Raw genomic sequence first — 25425 nt, 5'->3', positions numbered from 1 at the left:
AATGACGGATTATGTTGTTAAGGACTTAGCTTTAGCGGATTTTGGCCGCAAGGAATTGGATATTGCGGAAACTTAAATGCCAGGATTGATGGCGCTTCGTTCTGAATACGGCGAAAGCAAGCCCCTGAAAGGTGCACGCATTGTTGGCTCTCTTCACATGACGATCCAGACAGCCGTTTTGATTGAAACATTGGTGGCCCTTGGTGCTGATGTGCACTGGGCGTCTTGCAATATCTTTTCCACACAGGACCACGCAGCGGCAGCAATTGCGGTAGCGAACATTCCTGTGTTTGCGATCAAAGGCCAGTCATTGGAGACCATTGGATCGTTGTAGAAGGTATTGCCAAGATACAAATTGATGCAGACCAAAAATATTGACTGAAGGTCAGTCTATTTATGTTCCCTTGGGAGCGATTCATTGTTAGGAAAACCCCGGTAAGGTCCCGATGATGCCGATAGATGTGAAAATTGGCAGTTATTTGGATGAAGACGATATAGTCCGCTATGAAGATCGGTATAGTCGAAATACATAAAACGAAAAATCTGTCACAAAGTGCTTAATTTAATTATAACGCAAGTATCTCGAAATTTTATTTTTACAATATTCATATTTGCATTCAAAATTTTTGGTGCATATGAAAATATTTTTGTTATTGCGTTAATTTCATCTTGTATCATCGTCGGAGAAGTTTTAATTGACTTTGGGTCATATGGATCAGAATTACAGGTAAAAAATCATCATAATAGAAATATTAATCCATTTATTTATGTAAAAAATAAAATAATTCCTATACTAATAACATATGCATACATATTTCTTGCTACTGATTTTAGTAATGTTGTTAAGATCATTATACTGTTGACATGTATTATATCTGCGCACTCAAACTTTCGGCGGGCCTATATTCACAAAAAACAACAATTAAAGATTGAGTCTGCAGCTGGAATTATAAAGTCTGTAGGCATCTTTTTTTCCATTTGTCTATATTTACTTTTGGATGACATAGCCGCCTTAGTAGCTATGCTTTTCATTTGCTACTGTGTTGAAAACTTTATTTTACATAATTTTTACAAAGAGAATTTTACAGATAATTTGGAATTAAATCTAAGTTTTAGCTTTGGTATACACAATGTTCTTGGTGTTATTGTAGGCTATTTTGATTTAATACTATTAAACAATTTAATGACCTTAGAAGATTTTGGTGCGTATGCTGTTTTGGCAAGATTAGTGAATATTGGTCTCTTTTTCGCGTCTACATATGCGCTGAAAAATATGCCTCAATGGATTGAGGCAAAGAATTATTTAGTTTTAAAAAATCTTTCAAATATTATATTATACGGTTTTATTGGATTAATACTTGTATTGACCGCCCTCATCATTGGAAAATTTAGCGCATACACCATTTTAATAGTAGGGTTTATTTTAGTAATAAGAACTCTTACGTTGTTTTTTGGTAGCTTGCTAACAGCGACTGGACATCAGTCACTTCGAACTTCTGGGCTAGTCATAACAGGGTGGTGCTATATTATTGCCCTTTATAGTTTGCATGAAATTACTTTGGTGCAATTGTTATATCTTATCGCAGTGATTAATAGTTGCACGTGTCTCTTTAACTTAGCTGGAGTGTATAAGTATCGATGAAGTATCCATCATTTTTTCTTGATACGCCAAAAATTAAAAAAAGCAGGACTATAGCACAAAAGGAGCTTTCGGTTGCTGACCCTTTTTCATTTTATACTTTTAGGAAGTTTTCTATATATTTAAGTATGGCTTTGGTTGAGCGCACTTCTATAACTGGTAATCAAATCAGTTTTTTAATGGTTGTGTTTGCGCTGGTATCTGCACCCGCGCTTGTCATTTCTAATGCTGCAGGTATTGGGTACCCCATTTGTTATTTTATAATATATTTTTTGGATGTTGTTGATGGCGAAGTCGCAAGATTGCGACAGCAAAAATCAAAACTAGGTAAATGGCTCGATATTTTGTTGTGGTATTTAGTTGACCTTTATTTTATCCTGTACTGCTTTTATATTTTTAGTGAAAGTAGCTATGGCTTGATTTGTTTATATTTAGTAATTGTTTCTACTTTGCTGGAACGTTATCTGAATTATGTAGATTTGAGTAGAGAAACGGCGGCCAAGAGAAGCTCGCACACTGGCGATCGAAGTGGATTGAAAACGTTTCTAAAATATTCATTTACGAAACCGGGGCACTTTATTTTGTCCACACTTTTAATATTGTCGATGCCTAATATCGTGTCACTACACCTATTTTTAATAATAATTATTTGGGTAAGCTACCAAATTTACAAGGTTATAAATACACTGAGGTTGGTAAATGAGTAAAAATGTAATCATAACAGGTATTACCGGTCAAGATGGATCATACCTCGCTGAGTTTCTTTTAGAGAAAGGTTACATGGTTCATGGTCTAAGGCGCCGTAGTTCGCAGTTTAATACGTCGAGGATCGATCATTTGTTAGATGGACGACACAAACTAAAGTTATATTATAGCGATTTGACTGATCCTTTAAGTTTGGTAAGGATCTTGACGGAAGTAAGACCAGACGAAATATATAATTTAGCCGCCATGAGTCACGTTGCGGTGAGTTTTGAAACTCCACTGTATACCGCTAATGTAGATGCCATGGGTACAATTGCGTTGATGGAGGCTGTGCGGTTGGCAGGTCTAGAAAGTACATGCTCCATTTACCATGCGAGCACATCAGAATTATATGGAAAAGTTCAACAAGTTCCGCAATCCGAGCAAACGCCATTCTACCCTAGATCTCCATATGCTGTAGCGAAGCTTTATGCCTTCTGGATAGTAAAGAATTATCGAGAAGCGTATAATATGAAGGCTAGCAACGGTATCTTATTCAATCACGAATCACCACGGAGGGGAGAGACATTTGTAACTCGCAAGATAACTATGGCATTAGCGAGGATCGCAAAGGGCACACAAAAAGAAATTGTGCTAGGGAATTTGAATGCTAAACGCGATTGGGGACACGCGAAAGATTATGTACGCGCCATGTGGCTTATTAACCAAGCGGATGCCGCGTCGGATTGGGTTGTGGCCACAGGGGAATGCTATAGTATCCGCGAATTTTTGTTAAGAGCATTTGCTGTGATCGGTGTGGAAATAGGTTTCGAGGGAGACGGAATAAATGAGGTTGGGCGCGTAATTTCAAATAATGGAGGATTCTCAGCTATCAGAGTTGGGGACACAGTAGTTAAGGTAGATGCCGAATATTTTCGTCCAAGCGAAGTAGATTTGCTAATTGGTGACCCAAGTAAAATAAAACGCAAACTCGGTTGGAGACCAAAGTATAGGTTTGATGACTTAGTTTCGGAAATGGTGCTAAATGATATTGGAGTTAATTTGTGAGAAAAGTGATTCAGACCGAAATTTTTAGTGCTGATGTTCTTCTAGCGAGGGTTCTAAACTTTAATTTGATCGAAGATCGGGGTTTCATATCAAGTGTCTCGGAAAATTTCCAACTAGGGTTTGGTGTTATAAATGATATTCCGCTGTCTATCCCAGCACATATACATAAAAAAAATACTCGGGTGATTGATACAACTAGCGAATTCATCTATGTGATATCAGGTCAACTCCAATGCTGTATTTTAGACAACTATTCTAACGAAGTGCAAAAAGTAAAATTAACTTCCAACATGGCGCTCCTGCAACTTACAGGTGGACATGCTTTTAAGATTTTGCCAGGTACAAAATATTTCGAAATCAAACAAGGGCCATATTTAGGTAAATATGCAGATAAAGAGGTTTTTGATGATACCTGTAAATAGGCCAAAAATATGGGGTTCAGAAATTGATATCATCAAAGAAGCGATAGATGACGGCTGGATATCTTCAGAGAGTCCATATTCTAAACGCTTGGAGACCGAATTCGCAAAAGCTTGTGATCGAAAATATGGAGTAGCCGTTTCTAATGGAACGGTTGCTTTAGAACTCGCTTTAAAGGTGCTAAATATTAGTGAAGGTGATGAAGTAATAATTCCTAGCCATATGATAGTTTCGCTTTTAAATTCAATTTTACGAGTAGGTGCGACACCCGTATTTATCGATAGCTCATTGCACGATTGGAATTTAGATATTGATCTTCTACCGGAGAAAATTACTGAGCGAACAAAAGCTATTATTGCTCCGCATACCTATGGTTTAGCAGCGGACATGGTTCGACTTTCGAAAATTGCTAAAGAAAATAATGTTTATCTTATTGAGGATTTTGCCCAGGCCATTGGAAATAAGTTCGACAGCGGAATGGCTGGTTCATTCGGCGATGTTTCCTGTTGCTCACTTTATGCAAACAAAAATATAACATCTGGAGAGGGTGGCTTTTGCCTGACCGATGATGAAAGTATAGCAGAGAAAATAAGATGGTACAGTAACTTATGCTTTGAACCCAACGAACGGTTTAAGCATTTTGAAATAGGTTCGAACTACAGATTAAGCGGTTTACAATCTGCATTTGCATTGGGTCAACTTAGACATATAGATGAGGCCAATGATATGCGTATCTCCAATGGAAATTACTATCGTGAACGAATTGACCCCGAAAAGTTTACTTTGCCTTCTGTAAAAAATTCTATGGGCAAAAATCATTACTGGGTTTTTGGATTATTGGTTAAAGGACGCCATACAGCTGCACAGCTTTCTAGTTATTTGTTAGAGCACGGGATACAAACGCGTCCATTCTTTTTTCCATTAGAGCAACAGCCACTTCTGAAAAGAAATCATCCACATTGTAGAATCTCAAGTTATCTCCGTGAAAAAGGTCTATACATACCTAGTGGTCTTGGTAACACTCTTGACGAATTCGATTTTGTTATCGAAAAACTGAATAAATATGAATAAGAAAACGGTTTTACTTGCTTACCCTCACCATTTCTCGAATATGTTAGGTGGTGGTGCACTTCGCATGCATAAAATCGCTGAGATGCTTCAAGCGTCAGGCGACTATGAGGTTCACTATTTCGCTTCTAGTTATAATAATGACCTAGAGACAAACTATTATGTGCACTGTTATTTCGATCCCGACGTAAGGAGCACAAGTGGGCGAATGAGCTTATCATTCGCGATTAAATATGCAATTGAATTACAAAGATTTCTAAAAAAACGTCCCAGATTTGATTATGTCGTCGCAAGCAATACACCATGGCTTCATTTGCTTCCCATATATCTAGGTGGGCTGCGCAAGCAAACTATTCTTGAATTGTGGGAGTATTGGGGCAAACAATGGTTCAAAAATTACTCTTTCTTTATAGGAGTGATTGGTATGTTTTTGGAGTGGCTAATTGTGCAAACTGTTGGCAGCGTGAGTACAATATCAAAACAGACGGAGTTATGTTTAAAAACGACGCGTAAAAAAGTTTATTTCAATCCAAATGGAATTGATAATAATACTATTCAAACTGTAAGTCCGAGTACTGAATTTTTTGACGCCATATACTTTGGCCGCTTAGTTGATTATAAAAATATTGACAAATTTCTACAAGCAATTCCTATTATTTTAAAAACACGCCCAGATTTCCAATTCATAATAATTGGTAACGGACGTGAACAATCAAAACTCATTTCGCTCGCAGATGAATTAAAAATTAGGCATGCTGTAACATTTAAAGACGGAGAAATTTCTCCAGTTCAAGCATATGCGGCAATGAAAAATGCAGGTATCTTTATTCTCCTAACAGAGTCCGAGGGTGGCGCGAGTATAGCACTGCATGAAGCCAATCGATGTGGATTACCGGCACTGATTATTGAGCATCCGGCAGCAATAGATACTTACTTTTATGAGAAAGATTTAACTGCAATTGTCACACCATCTTTGTCCCCAGAAGATGTTGCGGCGACTACCCTTTGGTTTTTCACTCGGCACACACGGGACACCGATCGGGAGAAAATAATTGACCATGCATCAGAATATTCGTGGGATAAAGTAGGGGCTCAGATCATCAGCATAATGGAAAGGCAAAAATGATAATAGGATATACAGCAGGCGTATTTGATGCATTTCATTATGGGCATGTAAATTTACTAAGGAATGCAAGAAGCTTATGTGATAAACTTATTGTCGGGTTAACTGTCGATAAGTTGGTTTCCTATAAAGGAACAAAGTCGCTGTTTACATACGAAGAAAGATTTTCTGTAGTTGACGCATGCAAATACGTTGACTTGGTCGTTCCACAGATGGATATGGATAAAATTTCAACTATGACGAAACTTAAGTGTTCGAAATTATTTGTCGGCGACGATTGGTATGGTACCAATAAGTGGCAACAATATGAGCAGGGCGCAATAGAACATAACATTGAGATAGTATATCTTCCATATACTAAATCAATATCCACATCCGAATTAAAAGAGCGTTTGATACAATTATGAAAAGAATAGCGCATATTTGTGTCCATGTTGGTAATGGAGGTGGCGGAGATTACATACGAAATTTAATAAAACATTTAAGTCACCGTTATGAATTTCACATATTTTCACCAGATGTTGAAAATTTAACAAGCTTTATCGTAGGAAAAAACGTTTTCTTACATAAAATTAATACAAAAAGAATTGATTTATGTACCTTTATAAGGTTAACGAATATTTTAAAAAAAAAGAAGATCGATATAGTCGTATCTCATGGTAAAGGAGCTGGAATTTACGGTCGCATGACAGGCCTGATTTTAAGACTTCCAACTTTTCATTATTTTCATGGCTTTCATTATTCTCACTTAAGTAAAATGGGTAAAACTTTATATCTGGCATCGGAAAAAATATTGCAGTATTTTACGAGCTTATATTGTTTTATCTCGCAATCAGAAGCAGAAAAAGTCGGCTCAATTGTTAAGATTAAAAATCACAAAATATACGTCAATCCCAATGGTGTGGATACAGCAGTATTTCATCCTAGTGAGAATCTGACGGCCGAACCTAGAGCAATTTATCTTGCCCGCAATGACGCCATCAAAAATTTAAAAGATTTTGCAAGGTTGGCCGAGTTGTCTTCGATGAGCCATTCAAATTTAATGTTTGACTTAGTTGGCTTAGATCCTGTTGAGCTTATTGATCCTCCAGGATCATTGCGCGAAATAATAAATCAGGCAAAAAGATTAGGGAATTTCAGAGTTTTACCATATTCAGCTGATCCCAAGGCGATTTTAGCTGGTGGGCGTTACTATGTTTCAACCTCAAAAGGGGAAGGTTTGCCTCTTGCCGTATTACAAGCGATGTCTATGGGGTTAAATTGTGTTTTAACCGATGTTAGTGGACATTGTGATTTAATCGAGCACGGCAGAAATGGCTACCTGATAAAAAAATCTGACTATTATTTAAACGAAATATTAGATACCATTAACGCGCTAGAAAATGACGCCAGTCTGCGTGTGTTTATTGGCAACGAAGCAAGAAGCACTGTTATTAAAAAATTTACGCACGTGACCCATTTTGATGCTGTTGCCGCTAGTTACGAAGACTTCTGTTAATGCACTGGGTACTGATTTTGGCTCAAATCAAGGCGATAGCTACAATCAGGCTATACCTTGACGCGCTTGCATATTTGACAAGTTTGCTAGCCTTCATTCACATACGATCAATGAATTTCTTTTTATTTATTTTCTCTGCAACGCTAATAGTTTCACAACTTTTGGTGAGTCTATATTCAAGTATAAATATTTATCGCTTCATAATACTATTTTTGATGTTGATCTTTGCCTCACTGGTTCTCAAATTACCGCGCACGTATAAAATTTCAAAATTTATATCGCACTCAGTAATTATCAGTGTCTTATTTCTCCTGCTAGAGATATTTTTAATACAATATGCTTCTATTCACGTTGATTACGCAAAATACTTTGGGGAAAGCATTCCTCGGCTAACGGGTACTATTGGCGAACCTAATTATTTTGGGTATTTTAGTTTGCTGATGTTTATTTTACTTCAACGCAAGGGATCTGTTACTGGTTTTATATTATTGTGCATGATTTTTATAAGTGGAAGCAGAGGTGCGATGCTGTCAATTATATTGTGGCCACTTCTATCAATCTTAAACTTACTACCATTAAGAACGGTAATTTTGAATATTATATGCCTCATTACGGCACTTTCTCCATGGTTAGTGTATGGATTACTGCAGAGTTTAGACTACGATTTTTTGGTCTTGCTTAACGCTTTGTCTTCTAATCGTTTAGAAATCTGGGACCAACTTCTTGGAACTGTACTTGATTATCCGTTTGGGGTCGGGTATTTTAAGTCTACTGAATTTGTTGGCGTTTATGAAAGTCCATTCTCTTTGCGTTCTACTGGGATGCAACCTCACAATACTTGGTTTCAAATATTGGCTGAGTTTGGCATAGTTAGCTATGCGGTCTCTGTGAGTTTATTCATGGCAATATCCATCAAGTTAACAGGGCAGCGAAAAAGTTATTTTATTATGGCAGTAGCCCCACTTCAGTTTTTGCATATTATTGGAAGTTTTCTGATGGTATTACTTTTTTTTGTGTTCAAAAATTTAGTTGATCAAGAAAAGTTAAGTCGTACCCGTGTTTCCAATTAAAAAGCGATCATTATAACTGGTGAGAAGAAATAATGAAACTTAATTTAGGGTGTGGTTTGCGAGCAGAAGAGGGTTTTTTAAACGTGGATATCTTAGATTTGCCAACCGTAGATCAGGTTCTCAATTTAGATGTTTTCCCATATCCGTTTGAAAGCGAATCAATTGACGAAGTGCTTTGTAGACACTTTATTTCTCATATTCATGATATTAATAGTTTAATGCTAGAGCTTGACAGAGTAACAAAATACGGAGGTATTTTACGTATATATGCACCGCACTTCTCTAGTGATAATTATAAAACTGATCCGACACATCAAATTTCGATCGGATATCGATCTTTGAATTATTTTGTCAATGACGTAGATTGGCCTTTAACATATGTGAAAACAAATCTGTCAATCACTTATCGTTATTTATCGATGTTTAATTACGATCAAAGAAAAAGTATAAAAAATATTTTTTATTGGACAGGTGTGGAATATATAATAAATAAATTTCCAAGGATTTATGAGAAATTCTTCTCCAGCGTTATACCATGTAATGAAGTTTATTTTGAATTGCGCAAAGTTGAGGATAAAGATTTATAAATTATAGTTAGGAATATGTTATGCGTATCTTAGTTACAGGCGGAAATGGTTATATTGGTAGCCATACGGTGAGGCAGCTTCTTGCAGCTGGTCATAGGGTTTTGGTGCTAGATAATTTTTCAAATAGTAAGCAAGAAGTGAAAATAGAAATACAAAGACTGTGTAACTTAAGTTATGATTTGGAAGAAGTCGACATTTTAGATAATGATAAGTTAGAGTGCGCTTTTCGGAATTTCCAACCAGAGGCAGTTATGCATTTTGCTGGTCTGAAGGCCGTAGCGGAATCTTTTAAAGTGCCCGAAAAGTACTATCGCGAAAATGTTGTGGGATTGTTAAATATTCTGCAATTAATGGAAAAATATTCTTGTAAAAATATTGTTTTTTCTTCTTCAGCGACTGTTTATGGACTGCCAACAATCCTTCCAATTACGGAAGAGCACGGTCTTAATCCGATTTCTCCGTATGGGCGTTCAAAATTAGTCGGTGAAAATATTATTAAAGATTGGAGCAATGCGGGATCTGATCGGTCGGCGGTTATTTTAAGGTATTTTAATCCTGTTGGTGCACACTCGTCAGGTTTAATCGGAGAAAACCCAACGGGTGTTCCTTCAAACTTATTCCCGATTATTTTGCGAACGATATTAGGGATTCAACCAAATCTGGAAATATATGGATATGATTACGATACGCATGATGGGACTGCAGCGCGTGACTACATTCACATTGAAGATTTAGCGTCGGCGCATCTAGCGGCACTGGATTTGTTAGCGGTGTTCGAGGGGGTGGAAACTTTCAATGTGGGCACAGGTCGTAGTTATACAGTCTTAGATGTTATCAAAGCATTTGAGCATGTTACGAAAATCCAGGTTCCATACAAGTTTGTTGACCGGCGTTCCGGTGACGCTCCAAACTGTTTTGCCGATGTAGCCAAAATTAAGAGAGTACTTGGGTGGACGTCCCAGTATGGGTTACACCAAATGTGTGACACAGCGTGGAATTGGTGTGAGACAACGAAACCATTGACTTAAAGGATGTGTGTAGACAGTGCACTTTCTAGGAATATAAATGTCCAAATATACTTCAGCATTGTGAAGTGTACGAGCTTGTAGGTAATTATTTTCGGCTAGTTGAATGGAAAAGTATCGTTTTGAATAAAGGAAAAATAATAAGCAAATTGTTATGATTAATTGCATGTGTATATGTCAGCCTTTCCAAATATTGTGCTGCGAAAACCGCAAATATCTCGAAACAGTCTCTGCATTCGACCATCCACCCGCGCGCATGATTGCTGCTAGATCGTAGCCCTTTGTGAGTAAGTCTTGAGCAGCCCCAACGCGCAGTGAATGCCCTGAAACTTCCAAGTTACTTGGCCGCTCACACGGTTAAACCTTTACAACACTCTTCTTGATAATTTCATTGACGTTACGATGGCAAATTGGGCGGTCAATACATCGACCGTGATTAAGTGCGCAGAAGACTGCTTCAATTTCCTTGGGTTTCTTTCGAAATCATCCCCTTAACAATTTAGCGCTTCGTTCAGAGCCAGGGACAAGCCAGCGTCACGACTATGGTGAGGGGTATGTCGAGGTACTTGCGCATGCAAACCGCCTAACGGCGCTGGGCGCAAAACACAAGCGGAAGCTGTCGCTTTGGTGGGGGCGCGGTTAAGTAGAAAGCCGCGCCAATTCATGGGGTTGGGGGTTCCGATGATGTGTGATTGCGATAAAATCAGCTACGGTGAACAAGTTCTGGTGGTCTTGCATTTCAACATCGTCTTAAGTAGTGACCTGCCATGCTAGTAGATTGTAAAGGCCACAGAGAAAATGAATTTTTGGGGCATTTTTGCATGTAGTGAAGAGCGAACTGCGTCGCATTTTGAAGTCTTACTTATTGCCGCAACCTTCGTCAGCCTCCCGCTGTTTGAGGCTCCTAAGAACATCTTCAGCCTGCTGTTCCTATTGGCGTGGGTTGTGCAGTCATTCAGGTGTAAGTCTGTTGGCGCCCACTGCGCCCTGAATTGGCCGATCTGGGGCCTCGCGGCTGTCCTATGGGTTTCACCTCTCTTCTCTACTTATGGCGACACTATAACACCACTAAACTCAGCCCCTAGGTGGACGCTGCTGGCGCTCTTCGTGATTGCCGCCGCGCGATTAAATTATTCACGTGCACAACTATTCATTGTGTGGGCGGCGTTAATGTTTGGCGGCGCAGTCGCAGTAGTCGAAAGCTTTTGGGTCTGGCAATTTAACGACAAGCCATACCCAGAATTCCGATCGGTAGGCCACGTTAACCACTCCTCCATGTACACACTAATACCGCTTGCTGCCGGCCTTGGTGCCCTTTACGCACGCGAGAGGTGGCTGCAGATCCTTGGTGTGATTGCAATTATATCTTCCTTGGCATTCTTGCCTCCATCACGCAGCCTCGTCGGGGGCGTGGCAATTACGGCAGTAATAATTGTGGCACTCAGTATTGTTGCGGTGCGAAAGTGGTCGCTACGCGGCCTTGTTCTTTCGACAGTTGCGGGGCTAGCCCTGGTGTCTGCAGTTTTAATGACGCCAACTGCGGAAGGCTTCCGGTCAGAGTTGGTGCAACGGGTTACTGGCGACAATTTCTTCTCCGGGCGGGACAAGATCCTGAACTCTGCTCTGGCAGTGTGGGACCAGCACCCACTTCTCGGTACTGGGTGGTTCAGCTTCGGCACGGCCACGTCAGAGGAGGCGGTGCGCGCAGCGCTCGAGGCGGACGGTATAGAGTATGACCCGAATGTGTACTGGCACTACGAACACGGTCACAATCTCTGGACAACCATGCTAATCGAGCGCGGGCTGGTCGGCGTTACGCTGGTGACCATTCTTCTGTTTTTATATTTTAAAACATTTCTCCCGATTGCACTCAGCCGTGATCAACTTGACCCAATGGATCGGGGGGCGGCGGTTGCTGCACTTCTTGTGGCCATTGGCTTCGCTGTGGCCGGATTGGGCAACACTACCATGATTAATGAGCACGGCCACGCTGGTATGGCGTTCATTGCCGTGGCGTACGGGTACCTACGGGGCAGGGGGATATTGCCGCTTAGGTCAGGATAATTTTGGCCAGCTGTGTATAGTAAGTGGCACATTGCAATGATCGAGGGAATCACTCTGGTCTGGCATTGGGCGGTCGTATCGCATTTGTTACCGTAGTGTATTTCCGCTTGAAGCATACTGCCATTAGTGTAGTGAGTGCCGCATGCTTTTGAACTATGCATTTCTGACGAACTTCATTTACGTCTTCGGCGCGTCCCTCGCCCTGAGCGTGGCGCTGATATTTGTGCGGATCGGGCGCGGGGCCGTGGATTTGTCTGCGGTTCAGGCGTCACACACGCGGCCCACGTCGCGCCTTGGCGGAGTTGCGGTATTTGGGGTCGTGTTCGCGGGTACTTGGTTCTGGTTCTCCGCTCCAGCAGTGTCGTCGGGCTACCAGCTCTTCCTATTGGTCTCCTCGCCGCTATTCGTGGCGGGCGTGACGGAGGACTTGGGCTACCCGACGGGCGTGAGACTACGCCTGCTGGCGGCCGTCGTGTCCGGGGCCGCGTTCGTGGTCGCGTTTGGGCAGTGGCTGCCCCGGCTGGATATTCCGATTGTCGACCGAGGCATGGCCGTGCCGGCTGTCGCAATCCCCTTCACGGTGCTCGCCTGCGCGGGCGTGACGCACGCCTTCAATCTGATCGATGGTCTCAATGGGCTGTCGTCTTTCGTGTCGATGGGTGTCTGCGCCGCCCTCATGGCGATTTGCGCGCAAGTGGGTCTCGCTGCACATTTTCAGGCGCTGGGCCTCCTGCTGACGGCGCTGGCGGGTTTCCTGGTGGTCAATTTTCCATTTGGGCGCGTGTTTATGGGAGACGGCGGCGCTTATGTGGTGGGGCACATCCTCGTGTGGACCTCCGTGTCGATTGTCTGGAACTCCCCACACGTGTCTGCCTTCGCGATCCTCTTGATTTTTTTCTGGCCGATTGCTGACACGCTCCTCGCCATCTGGCGCCGGACGGTCCGGGGGGCCGACATGACGCGGCCCGATAGGCTGCACTTCCACCAGCTGGTAATGCGCGGCCTCGAGATTTCAGTCCTCGGGCGGGGGCGCCGCCACATCGCCAACCCGCTCGCCGCCGCGATGATCGTCCCGATGGCGCTCGCGCCGATGTTTGCGGGGGTCCTCTTTTACGACAACGTCGTGGCCACTGCCTGGCTGTCGGCTGTGGCCTTTGGCGTCTTCTTCTTGACATATCTCGCCGGAATGCACTGGTCTCGGCGCGGGCGCGGGCGCGGGCGCGGGCGCGGGCGCGGGCGCGGGCGCGGGGAAGTCTAGTATTATTATCTCACTCCGCGAAGCTTTCCAGTTATCCTGCTGCCACAGTCAAACCAACTCTGTGGTGGTAGTTTCTTCGGCAGTGATGTGTCCGCAACCAATTCTGTCGATCTTCAGCGACTACATCATCACAGGCATCGTATGCGCCTCGAATAGAGTAACTCTTACGCGGACGTGTTTGGCTTTCAATAAATGCAATGGGCTGCCTCTCTAGTGAGGCAAAATAATTGTCTGAATGTCACGAAACGCTGATTATGCGACGCGGAGAGATTTTTAAAAAAGACTGCCGGTGCGTGATTTCATGTGTGGTGAGCACTGTAATGGTGCGCTTGAAAAGTACTCTATTTGGTGCTAAAGAAAGCACTCAATAGGGGGCGAATTTATGGTCAGTCAAGTTCTCACAGAATTCACAGTGAGTGTCACGGAATTGAAAAAAAATCCGATGGGGACTGTCGCGTCTGGCGGCGGGGCGCCAGTGGCAGTCTTGAACCGGAACGCGCCGGCATTCTACTGCGTGCCGGCGGATCTATACGGCCAAATGCTAGAAGCTCTCGAAGACGCTGAGCTCAATGCGCTCGCCGACGCACGCGACGGCGGGCCATTTGTGAGCGTTGATCTGAGTGACTTATAGTCTCGAGTTCCACGTGGCCGCGTTGCGCGAGTGGAAGAAGCTTGGGGTGACAAGTAGGGCACAGTTCAAGGCGAAGCTAGGTGAGCGTCTTATTGCCCCTCACGTGCCTGCAGACCGCCTGTCGGGCGGAAAAAATCGCTATAAAATTAAGTTGCGCTCCTCTGGATATCGCCTCGTCTACAGCGTTGATGACACTACCGTCACGGTGGGGGTAATTGCCGTCGGAAAGCGGGAGCGCGGGGCTGTGTATCGCTCAGCTGATGCGCGTGAGTGAGTATCACCCTAACGAAAATATATTATGCGACGCCAATGGGCTGACGCACGCGTGCTGGCGTCGCGGCTCGTATCCGGCTTAACTGAGGTCGCTTAGGCCCACAGTATCGCCTGGGCGTTGGGTCTTGCGCTCAGAATTGAAGCCATTAAACAGATTTAATCTTCAAGTTGTGGCGGGGCGGATAGTCAAAAATGGCGAGACTACGTAAGGCAGTGTTTCCGGTGGCGGGCTTCGGCACGCGCTTCTTGCCCGCGACCAAGGCGATGCCGAAGGAGCTGCTGCCGATTGTTGACAAGCCGCTCATCCAATATGCCGCCGAGGAGGCCATCGCAGCTGGCATTGACACTCTCATCTTCGTCACTGGTCGCAATAAGCGCGCCATCGAAGACCACTTCGACAATAATCAGGAGCTCGAGATGGCGCTGCGTGCCAAGGGCAAGCACGACCAGGCCGACATGGTCAAGAATATCCTGCCGGAGGGAATTGAGTGCATCTTCGTGCGGCAGGCAGAGCAATTGGGGCTGGGCCACGCAGTCCTCTGCGCGGAGAGAGTGGTGGGCGATGAGCCCTTTGCAGTGCTCCTCGCCGATGACTTCCTGACAATTGGTGAGGGGGGCGGCGTCACGAGTGACCTCGTGCGTGCATTTGGCGCCACGGGCCGCACTCAATTGAGTGTGATGGAAGTCGACGGCCCGGACATTTCAAAATACGGCGTCGTGGTGCCGGGCTCAGTTCCGGGATCTGTCGCGGGCCTCGTGGAGAAGCCAGCCGCCGAGGATGCCCCCTCGAACATGGCGAGCATCGGTCGCTACGTCCTAACGCCAGACATCTTCGATATATTGCGGACACAGCCAGCGGGAGCGGGGGGAGAGGTGCAGCTCGCTGATGCAATTAACGCTCAGGCCGCCAATGGAGCCGTGGATGCCGTCACGCTTCGTGGCCGCCGCTTTGACTGCGGCAGCGTGCAGGGATATCTCGACGCGATCATTGCCGTCTCCGGCCGCGGTTAAATTCAGTTCGCCAAGGAGCCATTAATTTTGAGTTGTGCGTGATCGCAGGGCGCCGCGTATGAGGACCGAAACTGCCCCCACAAAGACGCCCAGTATCATTGACAGTGCCAGGATTAGTGGCGTCTTCTTGTGGTACTCGACATCGAGTGAGGCAATGTCGTAGCGCGCCGCGGTGAAGCGCTCTGGTTCGTGTATCGGGCTTGCCTCAATTGCCGCCACTGCTCTCTCGAGTGTCCGGTCCTGCTGTGTCGATCTTATTCTCGTCTGTAGTTCTCGCAGGTTCGGTATGAATGCATCTGCACTGGTTCGCGACTGTAGGAGGTCGATTTCTTTTTCAATTGCCTCGTAGCCCCGCATGTAGAATGGCGTCTCAGCGTTCACGTTGGCTAATATTGATGTGCCCTGCGTGAAACTATTAACCTCGAGGGTGTTGCGCGCGACGTTAAGTGCACGCGCGATTTGCGCCTGCTCCTGCAGAAACTCGAGGCGGTCGGAGAGCTGTGTTGTGTAGTCTTCAAATGCATTCTCTATTTCCGTCTCGGTGTCTTCAATTGTGTAAGCTTGAGAGCGTTCTGTGTTTGCGGCGAGGACTTCAAAGTTCTCAATCAGGCGGGAGCGCGTGATTTCTTCTGCGCGCGTGAGTGCATTGGTGAGCAGCGTCGTGGTGGTCTCTATGTGGTCCCCAGAAATTTCAATTACCCAAGGCGTGGTCAATTGACCTTCCTCAGGGTCTATCGTGACGTTCTCAGGTGGTAGCGATTGACTGATTTTGATCTCCTCAAATGACTTTTGTGACAGTGCGTCGCGGTATTCAGCCTCGCTGTCATAATTTGAGCGATTTAAAACGGAGAGCGTATCCATTTGTTCTATGAACACCTGTCCCTCCAAAAGCACGTCGGCAAAGGTATTTAGGAGGAGGTCGGGCGATATATTGAAGTAATCTAGTTCATTGAGTTCTAAGTAAGCGGACTGTGAGTTGATACTGATCGGGCGGAGCTCGAGCCTCCCATCAAAGCTATCGGGCGTCAGTGCGACATATGCTCCACCTATCGAGAGGGCCGCCGCCGACACGCCACCAATTAACCACTTCCCGTCCCACAGGCTCTGTAGGAGTTCGATGAGGTCGATTTCGTCGTTGGGGTATTGATCAGTGGGCAAAATCTGTCGTCCTTCTTAAGTCTTGCTCTGAGTGTATATAGTCATTTCAGTGTAATGATTGAAAGGCATAACTCATTAATTGGACGAAGGAATGGGGCTTCGTTCGATAAGTCAATTTGGATAATATAGCCAAAATCGTGTTGTGTTTTGAGCCTATAATTCTTAGGTGGGCGGCAGGTAGTTGATGAGGTGGCGCGCGTGCACGATTTCTCAATAGTTATACCATTTCGTCATGGCGCCAAATATGCTTTGTCTGCCTTGTTGAGTTGTCGGTTAGCGGCGCGAGACTTTGATGCCGAAGTCATAATTTGTCTCGACGGCCCCAGTTCTCAAGAGTATTCGCTCCTCAAAAGACAAATAAAGCGCGCCGGTATTTCCGTGAATTTGATCACTAGCCAGGGGGGGGGTATCTCGGCTGCGCTGAATACTGGGATACAGGCTGCAAGCGCGCCATTTGTAATTCGTCATGACATTGATGACATTATGATGCCGGGTAGGCTGAACTATTGTGCGGAACTGTTTGATGCTGGGGCCGAGTTTGTATTTGGATCGGCGCTCCGCTTCCCTAAGCTAAAGCGTATCACGGTGCCACAGGGCATTGAGGCTGCGCGCCGTCGTTCATTGCACGAGTGCCCATTTGTGCATCCGGGATCGGCGTTCACCAAATTAGCCGTGCAGCGCGTTGGGGGATACGACCCATATTTTGATGGCGTGGAGGACTTTGAATTATGGAGCCGGGTGTTGTGGTCCGAGTGCGTTATACACACCGATAGTCGGCTACATGTCCTGTACCGTAGACACAGAAAGCAATTCACGCGCACGAGAGATGGTCACCACACAAATTTACGGCGGATTGAAATATTTGAGCGCAATCGCATCGCGACTTTGAATGAAACGGCTTAGTGTTCGTCATCCGTCCAAATCTTGTGGCCCATGGGGTGTGCGGCCAATATCCCCGGATAGTATTTCTCGACGAATGACATTTCCCGGTGCCATTTGCGACTTGGGCGGGGACGGAAGATTGGTGACCCATTGTCGTCTCGGGTGAAGAATTGATAGCCCCAGGACTTCAGGAGTTCTATCGTTGGAGAGGTTCCATTTTGAAAGTCTTTCGCATGTTGCTCGAACAAAATGATGGGTAAGGCTTCATTTATGGTAACTTCTCCGCCCTTGAGTGCGTCACACTCATGCCCCTCAACATCTAGCTTTATGAATGTGACTGGAATTTCGAGTGTATCGATGACGGTGTCTAACCTCTCCAACCTGATTGGCATGCAGTCGCCAGTATTTTGGCTCACTATTTTGGAGCCTCCAACGTTGAAGGTGCCGGGTTGAAGCAACGCATCGCCTGTTTGCGTACTGAGCCCAAATTGAAGCGTCCTCACATTCGGCCAGGCACGAACATTAATTTGAAGCAGTTGGGCCGTCAGGGGGTTGGGCTCAAAGGCCAGAACCTCAGAAAATTCTCTGGCGAAAAATACTGAGTGATTGCCAATATTGGCCCCAATATCTAGGCACGCTCCATTATATATGTCCGTGTTGAAGCCGGGTGAGCTAAATATGCTGTGCAGGAGGTCTGCCTCGTAGAGCCCACGGGCGGCTATTTCATGAGAAACCAAGTCGTGGGCGAATACCACCATTTGGGGGTGGCTCTCTAAGTTGCGTCGCGCGAGCTTTCTCAGGTTGCTCAGCACAATCCGCTCACGCATTTGCATTATGCGGTCATGAATGAATGATTTTCGCATTTTGGCCCGTATAGAGTTAGGTGTTGCCCTTGTTTCAAAATTTAATAGCCGTTACCAGGCCTGTGGAGCAAAAAGGTTAGTGTCAGATGATACCGCGGACAGTAATGCAAACTTCGTTAAGGCGCCCGCCTGAGCGCATCATTCGGCGTACAATGCGCGTGTTGGGCGATGGGTTTTCATATGTTCACTTTGATGATGACGCGATTTTAAAATTCTTTGACGAACATCCCCACAGTGATTTTCCAGGTGTGTCGGATCGTTTCAGGGAGCTCAAATCTGGAGAGCACAAAGCCGATTTATTTCGATACTATTACCTCTACACTATGGGTGGCGTGTACTTCGACACAGATGTGCTGCTCACTGCGCCCCTGCACCGGTATTTGTTGGGTTGTGATTTTCTGTCAGTAAAGTCTGGAGCAGTCCCAGATAGTCTGTTTCAAGGGTTTTTGGCTGCAGGGCCTGGGCATCCTGTTCTAAAGCGCGCGATTAAGGATGTGTGCGACACCACGAACGCTCAGCTCAAGGCGGACCATCACCTGCTGTGTAAAAATCTACACTTGTTTTTGCAGCAAGCACTCTCAGAGCAGGATATTAAGCCAGACACTGTGACACTATTTGATGAAGTGCTGCACTCGCGGAAGGTCGCTAAGTCTCTGGACGCGGAGGGCCGCTGTGTGTTGTATCATTTTTGGCGCAGGGAATTTCCGCCAATCTTGCCGATAGCATATTCGGGGGCACAGATTGCGTGGTAGGGCCAATTAAAAAAATATTTAGAATTATTTGGCTGCGTTTAATGCGGCTCAGAAACGTTCCGGTTAGTGTGAGAGTTGGACGCAATCGCTTGGTTGGATACCCAAGAGACTACATTTTTGCGCGCTCATACATTTCTAATCGACTGTATTTCCAAGATGAGACAGAACTTACCCTAGGTCATTTTATTCAAAATGATTCGCCGCGGCGCGGTCGGAAAGTCGCTTTAGAGGTTGGCGCAAATATAGGTACTCAGACGCTCATACTGGCGCAATCTAGCCTGTTTGATCTAGTGGTCGCAATTGAGCCTCAGGAGAAGATCGTGCCAATTCTCCGGTCCAACTTGAATTTGAACGACACTGTGTCGAGAGTGCTTGTCTGCCCGGTAGGTGTCTCAGACGTTCCTAGTTCAGAGACGATGTTTATCGACCCCAAAAATTTGGGTGCGGCCAGCTTTTCAAAAAACTTGCCACAATTTCGGCCGCAGGCCTCTGTCTCTGAAAATATTTTGGAGCTAAAGACGTTGGCTTCGGTGCTGCATGAAAATAAAATTAACGCACAGGAAGTGGCATTCGTTTGGGTGGATGCCGAAGGTTTTGAACTCAAAGTGCTGACGAGCATGTTTGATGCTGGCATTTTTCCGGATCTGTTAGTTGTTGAATTTTCCCCATCACTTCTTGGTGAGGAAGATGCTATAAAATTTGTGAATTTCCTTTTTTCCAGCGCTGAATCTGTATCAATCGTAACTGAGATGAAGATTGTCGAACAAGGCAGAGATTTTTTTAGTCGTGCTATCACCGAGGGCCGTCAACTTGATGTCGTAGCCGTGATGAAGCGCAGTCATTAGCTTTGGGGGTAATATGTCATTAACAAGCTCCACACAAAAAATTTATCCCGTGCTCCTAGCGGGTGGATCGGGCACCCGCCTTTGGCCGACTTCCCGCAAGAGCTATCCAAAGCAATTTTCAAAACTAGTGGGCGATCACTCTTTGTTTCAGCAGTCCGCGCTGCGCTTGGTGAATTGTGGGGACCTTGAATTTCAGGCACCTATAATCGTAACCAATAACGATTTTCGATTTATCGTTGCCGAACAATTACAGGCTCTGGGCATTGATCCCGGCGCAATCTTGATTGAGCCCGAGCCTCGAAACACTGCCCCCGCAATACTTGCAGCGGTTGAGCACATTGGGGCGCTAGATCCCGAGGCTTTGGTGTTGGTGATGCCATCCGATCACTTGGTGCCAGATGTAATGGCATTTGTTGACTGTGTGGGCTCAGGCATACGAGCGGCTCTCGACGGAAATATTGTCACCTTTGGAGTACAGCCTTCTCGTCCAGAAACTGGTTATGGTTACATTGAGTGCTCATTTGGGAGCAAGGATGGGGCTGCATCCGTTACCTCATTTGTTGAGAAGCCTGATGCTGCAACTGCAGAACGCTATTTGCGGGATGGGAACTACTTTTGGAATTCTGGAATATTCCTGTTTCGTGCCAGCGATTTCCGGGATGCAGTCAAGCAGTATTGCCCAGATTTATTGCAGCCTGTCGCGTCCGCCGTGGAGAATAGTGAGGAGGACATTGGCTTTTTACGTCTCGCTGCGGAGCCGTGGGGCAAATGCCCAGATATTTCTGTTGACTATGCCGTCATGGAGCGGGCCGGCAATGTGTCTGCGGTGCGCTTTGTCGGGGAGTGGTCTGACTTGGGTGGTTGGGATGCAATCTGGGAGGCAGGTGATCCCGATAAACATGGTGTCGCCGCCAATGGTGAAGTGACGATTATTGACTGCAGTAATTCTCTGTTGCGGTCGGACGATCCGAGTGTGCACTTGGTTGGGCTGGGGCTAGACAACATTGTCGCTGTGGCGACGCGGGATGCGGTGTTGGTTGCTCACAAGGACCGAAGTCAGGATGTAAAGCTTGTCGTCAGCGAACTTACGCGCCGCGGCATCAAGCAGGCGCAGCAGTCGACTAAAGATCACAGGCCGTGGGGATGGTTTGAGAGCTTGGCGCTTGGTGATCGTTTTCAGGTGAAGCGCATCCACGTTAATCCAGGTGCGGCTTTGTCTTTGCAAAGCCATCACCACCGCTCGGAACACTGGATTGTCGTCGAGGGCACCGCGCGGGTGACAGTGAATGACGATGTCCGCTTGGTCACTGAGGGCCAGTCTATCTACATTCCACTGGGTGCGACACATCGGATGGAAAACCCGGGAAAGCTTCCAATGACGTTGGTCGAGGTTCAAACAGGGGCATATCTCGGTGAGGACGACATTGTCAGATACCAAGACGTTTATAGCCGTAGCTAATGTCCATGAACTTAACTGCAGGCAACGATGAAAACGGTGATTTAACATGTGTCAACCTATTGACGTGCCACTTCTCTCCAGTACCTGGCTCATCGAACGCGGCAATCAATGAATTAATCGGTGGAGCCCGCCAAGCTGAACTACTTGCGCGTTCGTTTCAGAAAAACGCACGTCTCGGGTCCGCCTACTTCATTTCAGATGTCGAAGTCGTCTCAGATGTTTTGAAGACAATCAGAGCCCTGCGGCCGTCGGAGAGCGAGCTCACTTTGGCCGTCATTCGGCAGTTCGTTGAATTCTTTCAGTTCCATGCTGATCGCGGTAAATACGTAGTGTGTGATCCGGATGTGCTATTAGTTAGGGCCGGAATTGAGCAAGTCTTTGATGACAGTTTTGACATAGCAATTACGCGCCGTGATGACAGGCGAATGCCTTATAACAGCGGTGTTGTGTTTGTTAATGATCATTCTTCCGACTGTGGTCAGCGGTTTTATCGTTTGCAAGATGAAATAATTACGGAGCTTTTCAGCAAAGAGGCGGGTTGGTTCGGGGACCAATTGGTACTCACAGAAATCATTGAAAAGCGTTCCACGCAAGTTTCGAACGATGTCTATGACTGTGACGGTCTGCGTATAAAAATTCTTGATGCAGCCAAATATAATTTTTCTCCGAATAGGGATCACCCATATCTTCTGCCGCCGCCAAGAGGTGTTGTGCTCTATCATTTTAAGGGCCGATGCAGGACATATATGGACGATTTTTTTCAATTTTTTGTTGAGAGGCGTTTCAAAGGGATAGTGAGACTGGTGTGGCTTCCATTAAGGTTTGTTGTAAATGAGTGGCGCCGCAAGTCTGTTAAGCCATTGTTTTCGAGCGTAGAAGAGCGGGTTATGCCATCGGACCGTAAGTAACGGTCGATTTGTTTCTTATGTATGGGTGGCCACAACAGTCTCATATTTTTAGCTAAGCGCGTTGATCATGTATTGGAATGATAATTTTATTCCAATACTGGTGGTGACTGGAGGACACTGGATGCCACTGTTGCGAGCCGAAAATACAAGAGAAACGTTAAGGGATTGGTGCGCAGTTTTGGCCCTCATGGCGGCCTTTAGCGTGACTGCCCCGCTTGCGTTCGCACAGGATCAGGAGGCAGATGATCCACTGGTATCATCAATGATCGCTGATGACCTCTACTTCGATCAAGACCGTCAGTTTTACCACGCAACCGGCAATGTCCAAATTTTCTTTAATGGCTTGGAGCTTCGCGCGCCCAGTGTCGCATACGACGTAGTATCCAATCGCGTAATCGTCGACGGCCCGCTGATGTTGATCGATGAAGCCGGCCAGCAGACACTCTACGGTGAATTTGCGGACATGTCCGCCGACCTAAGGGATGGCGTAATCACATCGGCTCGCCAGTTGATCGACCAAAATATGCAGATTGCATCAGATCAAATGGTGCGGCGTGATGGCCGCTACACTGAGCTAGAATATGTGAGGGCGTCTGCCTGCGAGGTGTGCTCAGAAAACGCGACGCCACTTTGGGAATTGCGAGCGCGACGTGCTGTTCACGACCAAGAAGCTCGAACGATTACATACAATGACGCGCAGCTGCGAATAGCCGGCTACCCAGTGCTCTACACGCCGTGGCTAAGGACGCCCGATCCGACCGTCGAGCGAGCAAACGGTTTTTTGGCACCCACATATTCGATCAATTCACGCTTGGGTGCGCGTGTTGGTTTGCCGTATTTCCGTATGTTGGGTGACAGCTCTGACGTCACTGTGACGCCGACAGTGACGCTTGATGGCGGGCGCGACGCGGGAAACTATCTCCTTCAGACACTGCAGGGGCGTTATCGTCAGGCCTTTAGCTCAGGGTACGTCGAGATGCACGGCGCCCTCAGCCAAGACGACTTGACCAATGACAATGTGAGAGCGTTTCTATTCTCTAATGGACGCTTTGATTTGGACAACGGTTTCAACGTCGTCTTCCAGAGCCAGTCGTCAAGCGATCGCGCTTATATCGGTACATACGACTTCTTCGCGGATCGCATTACCACATTCGGCAATGATGATGTCGTCTTCAACGAAGATCGACTGAATAATTTTTTGCGGTTTTCTCGTAGAGAGAGCGATGAGTTGATCGCGTTTGATTACACGGGCTTCTCGGCATTGCGAGATCCTAATTACACTTACGATGCGCCGAACAGGGTCCTGAATTCTCAGTGGACGCTGTTTGAGAGCTTTGATGGCGTACCCGGGCATTTCACCGTCAATTTTGGGGCGCAAGCGAATTATAATGAGTTCGGTGCTTCCAATTCGCGGCAGAGAGACATCAATCGAATAACTGCGAATGTGAGATGGAATGACACCTGGCAGGCCGGCAATGTGTTGCGTGTCGACAGTGATGCTTCGTTATTCTTCGACCATTACGGAATTCACGATGACGCGGTAAATCCTGACAGTCAGTCATCATCCAGCGGTGTTTTGTCGACGCGTCTTACATGGCCTTTCCAATTTGATACGGCTTCTGGTTCAAGGCACTCAATCACACCATCAATTGGCTTCGTATATTTTGCTGCAGGTGATGTGACCATGCCGTCTGTAGATGGTTCAATTGATGAAGTAGATCCATTCAATTACTCGTCTCTGGGCCGCTTTCGTCGTGTAAACCGCAACCAGAATTCACAATATGACGTTACAGCAAGTGACGTCGACCTAACGTATCGTTTTGAGACAGCGTCTGGTTACTACATTGGCGGTTCCGCAGAGAGAGACTTCATACTTTCCTCGGATAATGCGCTTTTGAGGGAGGGCGAGTTATACGTGACACGCTTTGGCAAGAATGGCGGCGATTTTCAGTTCTCGGTCATCAGCCAGTTCAACCCAGAGTTTGAAAGAATATCTGACCGCGTCACGGCATCGCAAAATTTTGACTTTCTGACCCTGAATGGAAATTACCACAGGGTTGATAGCGATGAGGCCATCGGCAGCCCCGACGAAGTGCGTCGGTGGGGAATAGGACTGACTGCCGAAATCACACCACAGATCGATGCAAGTCTTGGCTTGACCAGCGACAGATACGAGAGCGAGCGGTCTTACACGGAGGGTTCTATTCGCTTTGACAATGATATCGATTGGAACTCTTCCCTGAGCTGGGTTTATGACCGCGATAGCAACAAATATGACGACCTGCGCTTTATGGTGGGGCACTCCCTCGATTGGGGAGGCGACATCTCTGCCCTTTACGCGAGAGAGGACGACACTGTCCGGCGCTACGGACTGTCACTTGATTACCAAAACGAGTGTGTATTGATGCGTGCTCAAGTGACACGTGTTGATAACCGCGTAACAAATCTCGATCCGATAACAGAATTTTCTCTGAATTTTGAACTTGGAGCATTTGGGCGTGGGAGTGGAACTCAAATCCGAAGGTGTAATTGACGCGGCCGGAGACTATCGCGTCTGTGGCTAAAGTTGATTGGATTCGCTTAATAAATTGGAGGAGCCTGATGCCAGATAAAGCTAATGAATGGTATTTGGTGCAATTCAAACCCAATTCGCACAGCATTGCCTTGCGCAATTTGATCCGCCAAGGCTTTGAAACTTTCCTACCAATGCTGAGTGTCACATCCCGTGTTGGTGCGCGGTTTATGTCCAAGTCCCGCCCGCTTTTCCCGGGCTATCTCTTTGTGGCGCTAGATGCGGGGCAGGGGGCGTGGCGCAAGATCAACTCGACCTATGGCGTGGCGCGCATTGTTTCTTTCGCAGGGCAGCCAAGCCCTGTGCCCAATGATTTGGTGGCGGGATTGCAGGCGCGGTGCGATGATGCGGGGGTTTTGACAGCAGCCAGTGATCTGGCCCCGCAAGATCAGGTGACCTTGCAAAAGGGCCCGTTCTCACAATTTGTTGCGACAGTCGAAAGCTTGGATGAAGATCAGCGCGTTTGGGTTTTGATTGACCTGATGGGGCAAAAGACCCGGATCAATGTCGCGCGAGAGGATCTAACAAAGACCTAAATGAAAAGCGGCCCCACAAGGGGGCCGCTTT

26 protein-coding genes and 1 pseudogene are annotated in these 25425 nt (G+C 46.1%); 24 read left to right on the top strand and 3 right to left on the bottom strand.

The features are described from left to right. Position 1 precedes the first annotated feature (1 nt). From AAC620_RS04390 to galE, 13 genes and pseudogenes are all read left to right on the top strand, one after another. Positions 2-316: pseudogene (locus tag AAC620_RS04390) on the top strand (adenosylhomocysteinase); the annotation flags it as partial. Positions 317-446: 130 nt separating this feature from the next. Beyond that, a complete protein-coding gene (locus tag AAC620_RS12375; RefSeq protein ID WP_445322447.1) occupies positions 447-533 on the top strand; it encodes a hypothetical protein in 87 nt (28 codons plus the stop codon). 20 nt (positions 534-553) lie between these two features. Continuing rightward, complete coding sequence (locus tag AAC620_RS04385; RefSeq protein ID WP_340242944.1) at positions 554-1642, top strand: hypothetical protein; 1089 nt, start codon at positions 554-556, stop codon at positions 1640-1642. Beyond that, positions 1639-2346, top strand: a complete 708-nt coding sequence (locus AAC620_RS04380; RefSeq protein WP_340242943.1) for a CDP-alcohol phosphatidyltransferase family protein — start codon at positions 1639-1641, stop codon at positions 2344-2346. The genes AAC620_RS04385 and AAC620_RS04380 overlap by 4 nt, the downstream gene beginning before the upstream one ends. Next, positions 2339-3391 (top strand): GDP-mannose 4,6-dehydratase, encoded by a 1053-nt coding sequence (gene gmd, locus AAC620_RS04375; protein WP_340242942.1) that lies wholly within the window; start codon positions 2339-2341, stop codon positions 3389-3391. Before AAC620_RS04380 ends, gmd begins: the two co-directional genes overlap by 8 nt. Beyond that, positions 3388-3813 (top strand): hypothetical protein, encoded by a 426-nt coding sequence (locus tag AAC620_RS04370; RefSeq protein WP_340242941.1) that lies wholly within the window; start codon positions 3388-3390, stop codon positions 3811-3813. Before gmd ends, AAC620_RS04370 begins: the two co-directional genes overlap by 4 nt. After that, complete coding sequence (locus AAC620_RS04365; RefSeq protein WP_340242940.1) at positions 3797-4882, top strand: DegT/DnrJ/EryC1/StrS family aminotransferase; 1086 nt, start codon at positions 3797-3799, stop codon at positions 4880-4882. Before AAC620_RS04370 ends, AAC620_RS04365 begins: the two co-directional genes overlap by 17 nt. Further along, positions 4875-6005: a glycosyltransferase family 4 protein gene (locus AAC620_RS04360; RefSeq protein WP_340242939.1), complete on the top strand. Its 1131-nt coding sequence runs from the start codon at positions 4875-4877 to the stop codon at positions 6003-6005. Before AAC620_RS04365 ends, AAC620_RS04360 begins: the two co-directional genes overlap by 8 nt. Continuing rightward, a complete protein-coding gene (locus AAC620_RS04355) occupies positions 6002-6409 on the top strand; it encodes an adenylyltransferase/cytidyltransferase family protein (RefSeq protein ID WP_340242938.1) in 408 nt (135 codons plus the stop codon). The genes AAC620_RS04360 and AAC620_RS04355 overlap by 4 nt, the downstream gene beginning before the upstream one ends. After that, positions 6406-7500, top strand: coding sequence for a glycosyltransferase (locus AAC620_RS04350; RefSeq protein ID WP_340242937.1), 1095 nt, complete (start codon positions 6406-6408; stop codon positions 7498-7500). Before AAC620_RS04355 ends, AAC620_RS04350 begins: the two co-directional genes overlap by 4 nt. 110 nt (positions 7501-7610) lie before the next feature. After that, on the top strand, positions 7611-8570 hold the full coding sequence (locus AAC620_RS04345; RefSeq protein ID WP_340242936.1) for an O-antigen ligase family protein: 960 nt from the start codon (positions 7611-7613) through the stop codon (positions 8568-8570). A gap of 32 nt (positions 8571-8602) precedes the next feature. After that, positions 8603-9157 (top strand): class I SAM-dependent methyltransferase, encoded by a 555-nt coding sequence (locus AAC620_RS04340; protein WP_340242935.1) that lies wholly within the window; start codon positions 8603-8605, stop codon positions 9155-9157. A 20-nt stretch (positions 9158-9177) separates the two neighbouring features. Then, a complete protein-coding gene (gene galE, locus AAC620_RS04335) occupies positions 9178-10185 on the top strand; it encodes a UDP-glucose 4-epimerase GalE (protein ID WP_340242934.1) in 1008 nt (335 codons plus the stop codon). A 174-nt stretch (positions 10186-10359) separates the two neighbouring features. Here the strand turns inward: galE and AAC620_RS12370 are convergent, their stop codons facing one another. Beyond that, positions 10360-10518 carry a tyrosine-type recombinase/integrase gene (locus AAC620_RS12370; RefSeq protein ID WP_445322430.1) on the bottom strand — a complete coding sequence of 53 codons (159 nt, stop codon included), beginning with the start codon at positions 10516-10518 and terminating at the stop codon, positions 10360-10362. 462 nt (positions 10519-10980) lie between these two features. On the opposite strand from AAC620_RS12370, the gene AAC620_RS04330 reads away from it, so the two are divergent. The 4 genes from AAC620_RS04330 to galU all read left to right on the top strand — a co-directional run bounded on the left by AAC620_RS04330 (position 10981) and on the right by galU (position 15419). Continuing rightward, a complete protein-coding gene (locus tag AAC620_RS04330; RefSeq protein ID WP_340242933.1) occupies positions 10981-12246 on the top strand; it encodes an O-antigen ligase family protein in 1266 nt (421 codons plus the stop codon). A gap of 142 nt (positions 12247-12388) precedes the next feature. Further along, positions 12389-13504 carry an MraY family glycosyltransferase gene (locus AAC620_RS04325; RefSeq protein ID WP_340242932.1) on the top strand — a complete coding sequence of 372 codons (1116 nt, stop codon included), beginning with the start codon at positions 12389-12391 and terminating at the stop codon, positions 13502-13504. A gap of 620 nt (positions 13505-14124) precedes the next feature. After that, positions 14125-14409, top strand: coding sequence for a type II toxin-antitoxin system RelE family toxin (locus AAC620_RS04320; RefSeq protein ID WP_340242931.1), 285 nt, complete (start codon positions 14125-14127; stop codon positions 14407-14409). A 191-nt stretch (positions 14410-14600) separates the two neighbouring features. Further along, a complete protein-coding gene (gene galU, locus AAC620_RS04315; protein WP_340242930.1) occupies positions 14601-15419 on the top strand; it encodes a UTP--glucose-1-phosphate uridylyltransferase GalU in 819 nt (272 codons plus the stop codon). Positions 15420-15440: 21 nt separating this feature from the next. On the opposite strand, the gene AAC620_RS04310 is transcribed toward galU, so the two are convergent. Next, the gene (locus AAC620_RS04310; protein WP_340242929.1) at positions 15441-16577 is read right to left on the bottom strand and encodes a Wzz/FepE/Etk N-terminal domain-containing protein; all 1137 of its coding nucleotides are present in this window, start codon (positions 16575-16577) and stop codon (positions 15441-15443) included. A 189-nt stretch (positions 16578-16766) separates the two neighbouring features. Between AAC620_RS04310 and AAC620_RS12365 the strand changes: the two genes are divergently transcribed. After that, positions 16767-17480: a glycosyltransferase gene (locus AAC620_RS12365; protein WP_445322429.1), complete on the top strand. Its 714-nt coding sequence runs from the start codon at positions 16767-16769 to the stop codon at positions 17478-17480. On the opposite strand, the gene AAC620_RS04305 is transcribed toward AAC620_RS12365, so the two are convergent. Next, positions 17477-18286, bottom strand: coding sequence for an FkbM family methyltransferase (locus AAC620_RS04305; protein WP_340242928.1), 810 nt, complete (start codon positions 18284-18286; stop codon positions 17477-17479). The two genes, AAC620_RS12365 and AAC620_RS04305, sit on opposite strands and share 4 nt — an antisense overlap. 188 nt (positions 18287-18474) lie before the next feature. Between AAC620_RS04305 and AAC620_RS04300 the strand changes: the two genes are divergently transcribed. The 6 genes from AAC620_RS04300 (at position 18475) to AAC620_RS04275 (ending at position 25394) form a co-directional block, all read left to right on the top strand. Next, a complete protein-coding gene (locus tag AAC620_RS04300; RefSeq protein ID WP_340242927.1) occupies positions 18475-19074 on the top strand; it encodes a glycosyltransferase family 32 protein in 600 nt (199 codons plus the stop codon). Beyond that, positions 19068-19919, top strand: a complete 852-nt coding sequence (locus AAC620_RS04295; protein ID WP_340242926.1) for an FkbM family methyltransferase — start codon at positions 19068-19070, stop codon at positions 19917-19919. The genes AAC620_RS04300 and AAC620_RS04295 overlap by 7 nt, the downstream gene beginning before the upstream one ends. Before the next feature lie 13 nt (positions 19920-19932). After that, a complete protein-coding gene (locus tag AAC620_RS04290) occupies positions 19933-21378 on the top strand; it encodes a mannose-1-phosphate guanylyltransferase/mannose-6-phosphate isomerase (RefSeq protein WP_340242925.1) in 1446 nt (481 codons plus the stop codon). Between the two features lie 5 nt (positions 21379-21383). Beyond that, the gene (locus AAC620_RS04285) at positions 21384-22286 is read left to right on the top strand and encodes a hypothetical protein (protein WP_340242924.1); all 903 of its coding nucleotides are present in this window, start codon (positions 21384-21386) and stop codon (positions 22284-22286) included. Positions 22287-22353: 67 nt separating this feature from the next. After that, positions 22354-24819, top strand: a complete 2466-nt coding sequence (locus AAC620_RS04280; protein ID WP_340242923.1) for an LPS-assembly protein LptD — start codon at positions 22354-22356, stop codon at positions 24817-24819. Between the two features lie 68 nt (positions 24820-24887). Then, the gene (locus tag AAC620_RS04275) at positions 24888-25394 is read left to right on the top strand and encodes a transcriptional activator RfaH (RefSeq protein WP_340242922.1); all 507 of its coding nucleotides are present in this window, start codon (positions 24888-24890) and stop codon (positions 25392-25394) included. Positions 25395-25425 lie beyond the last annotated feature (31 nt).

The organism is Roseobacter sp. HKCCA2468 (genome assembly GCF_037805105.1).
Classification (GTDB): Bacteria; Pseudomonadota; Alphaproteobacteria; order Rhodobacterales; family Rhodobacteraceae; genus M30B80.
This window is presented reverse-complemented; position numbering and strand designations above follow the sequence as displayed.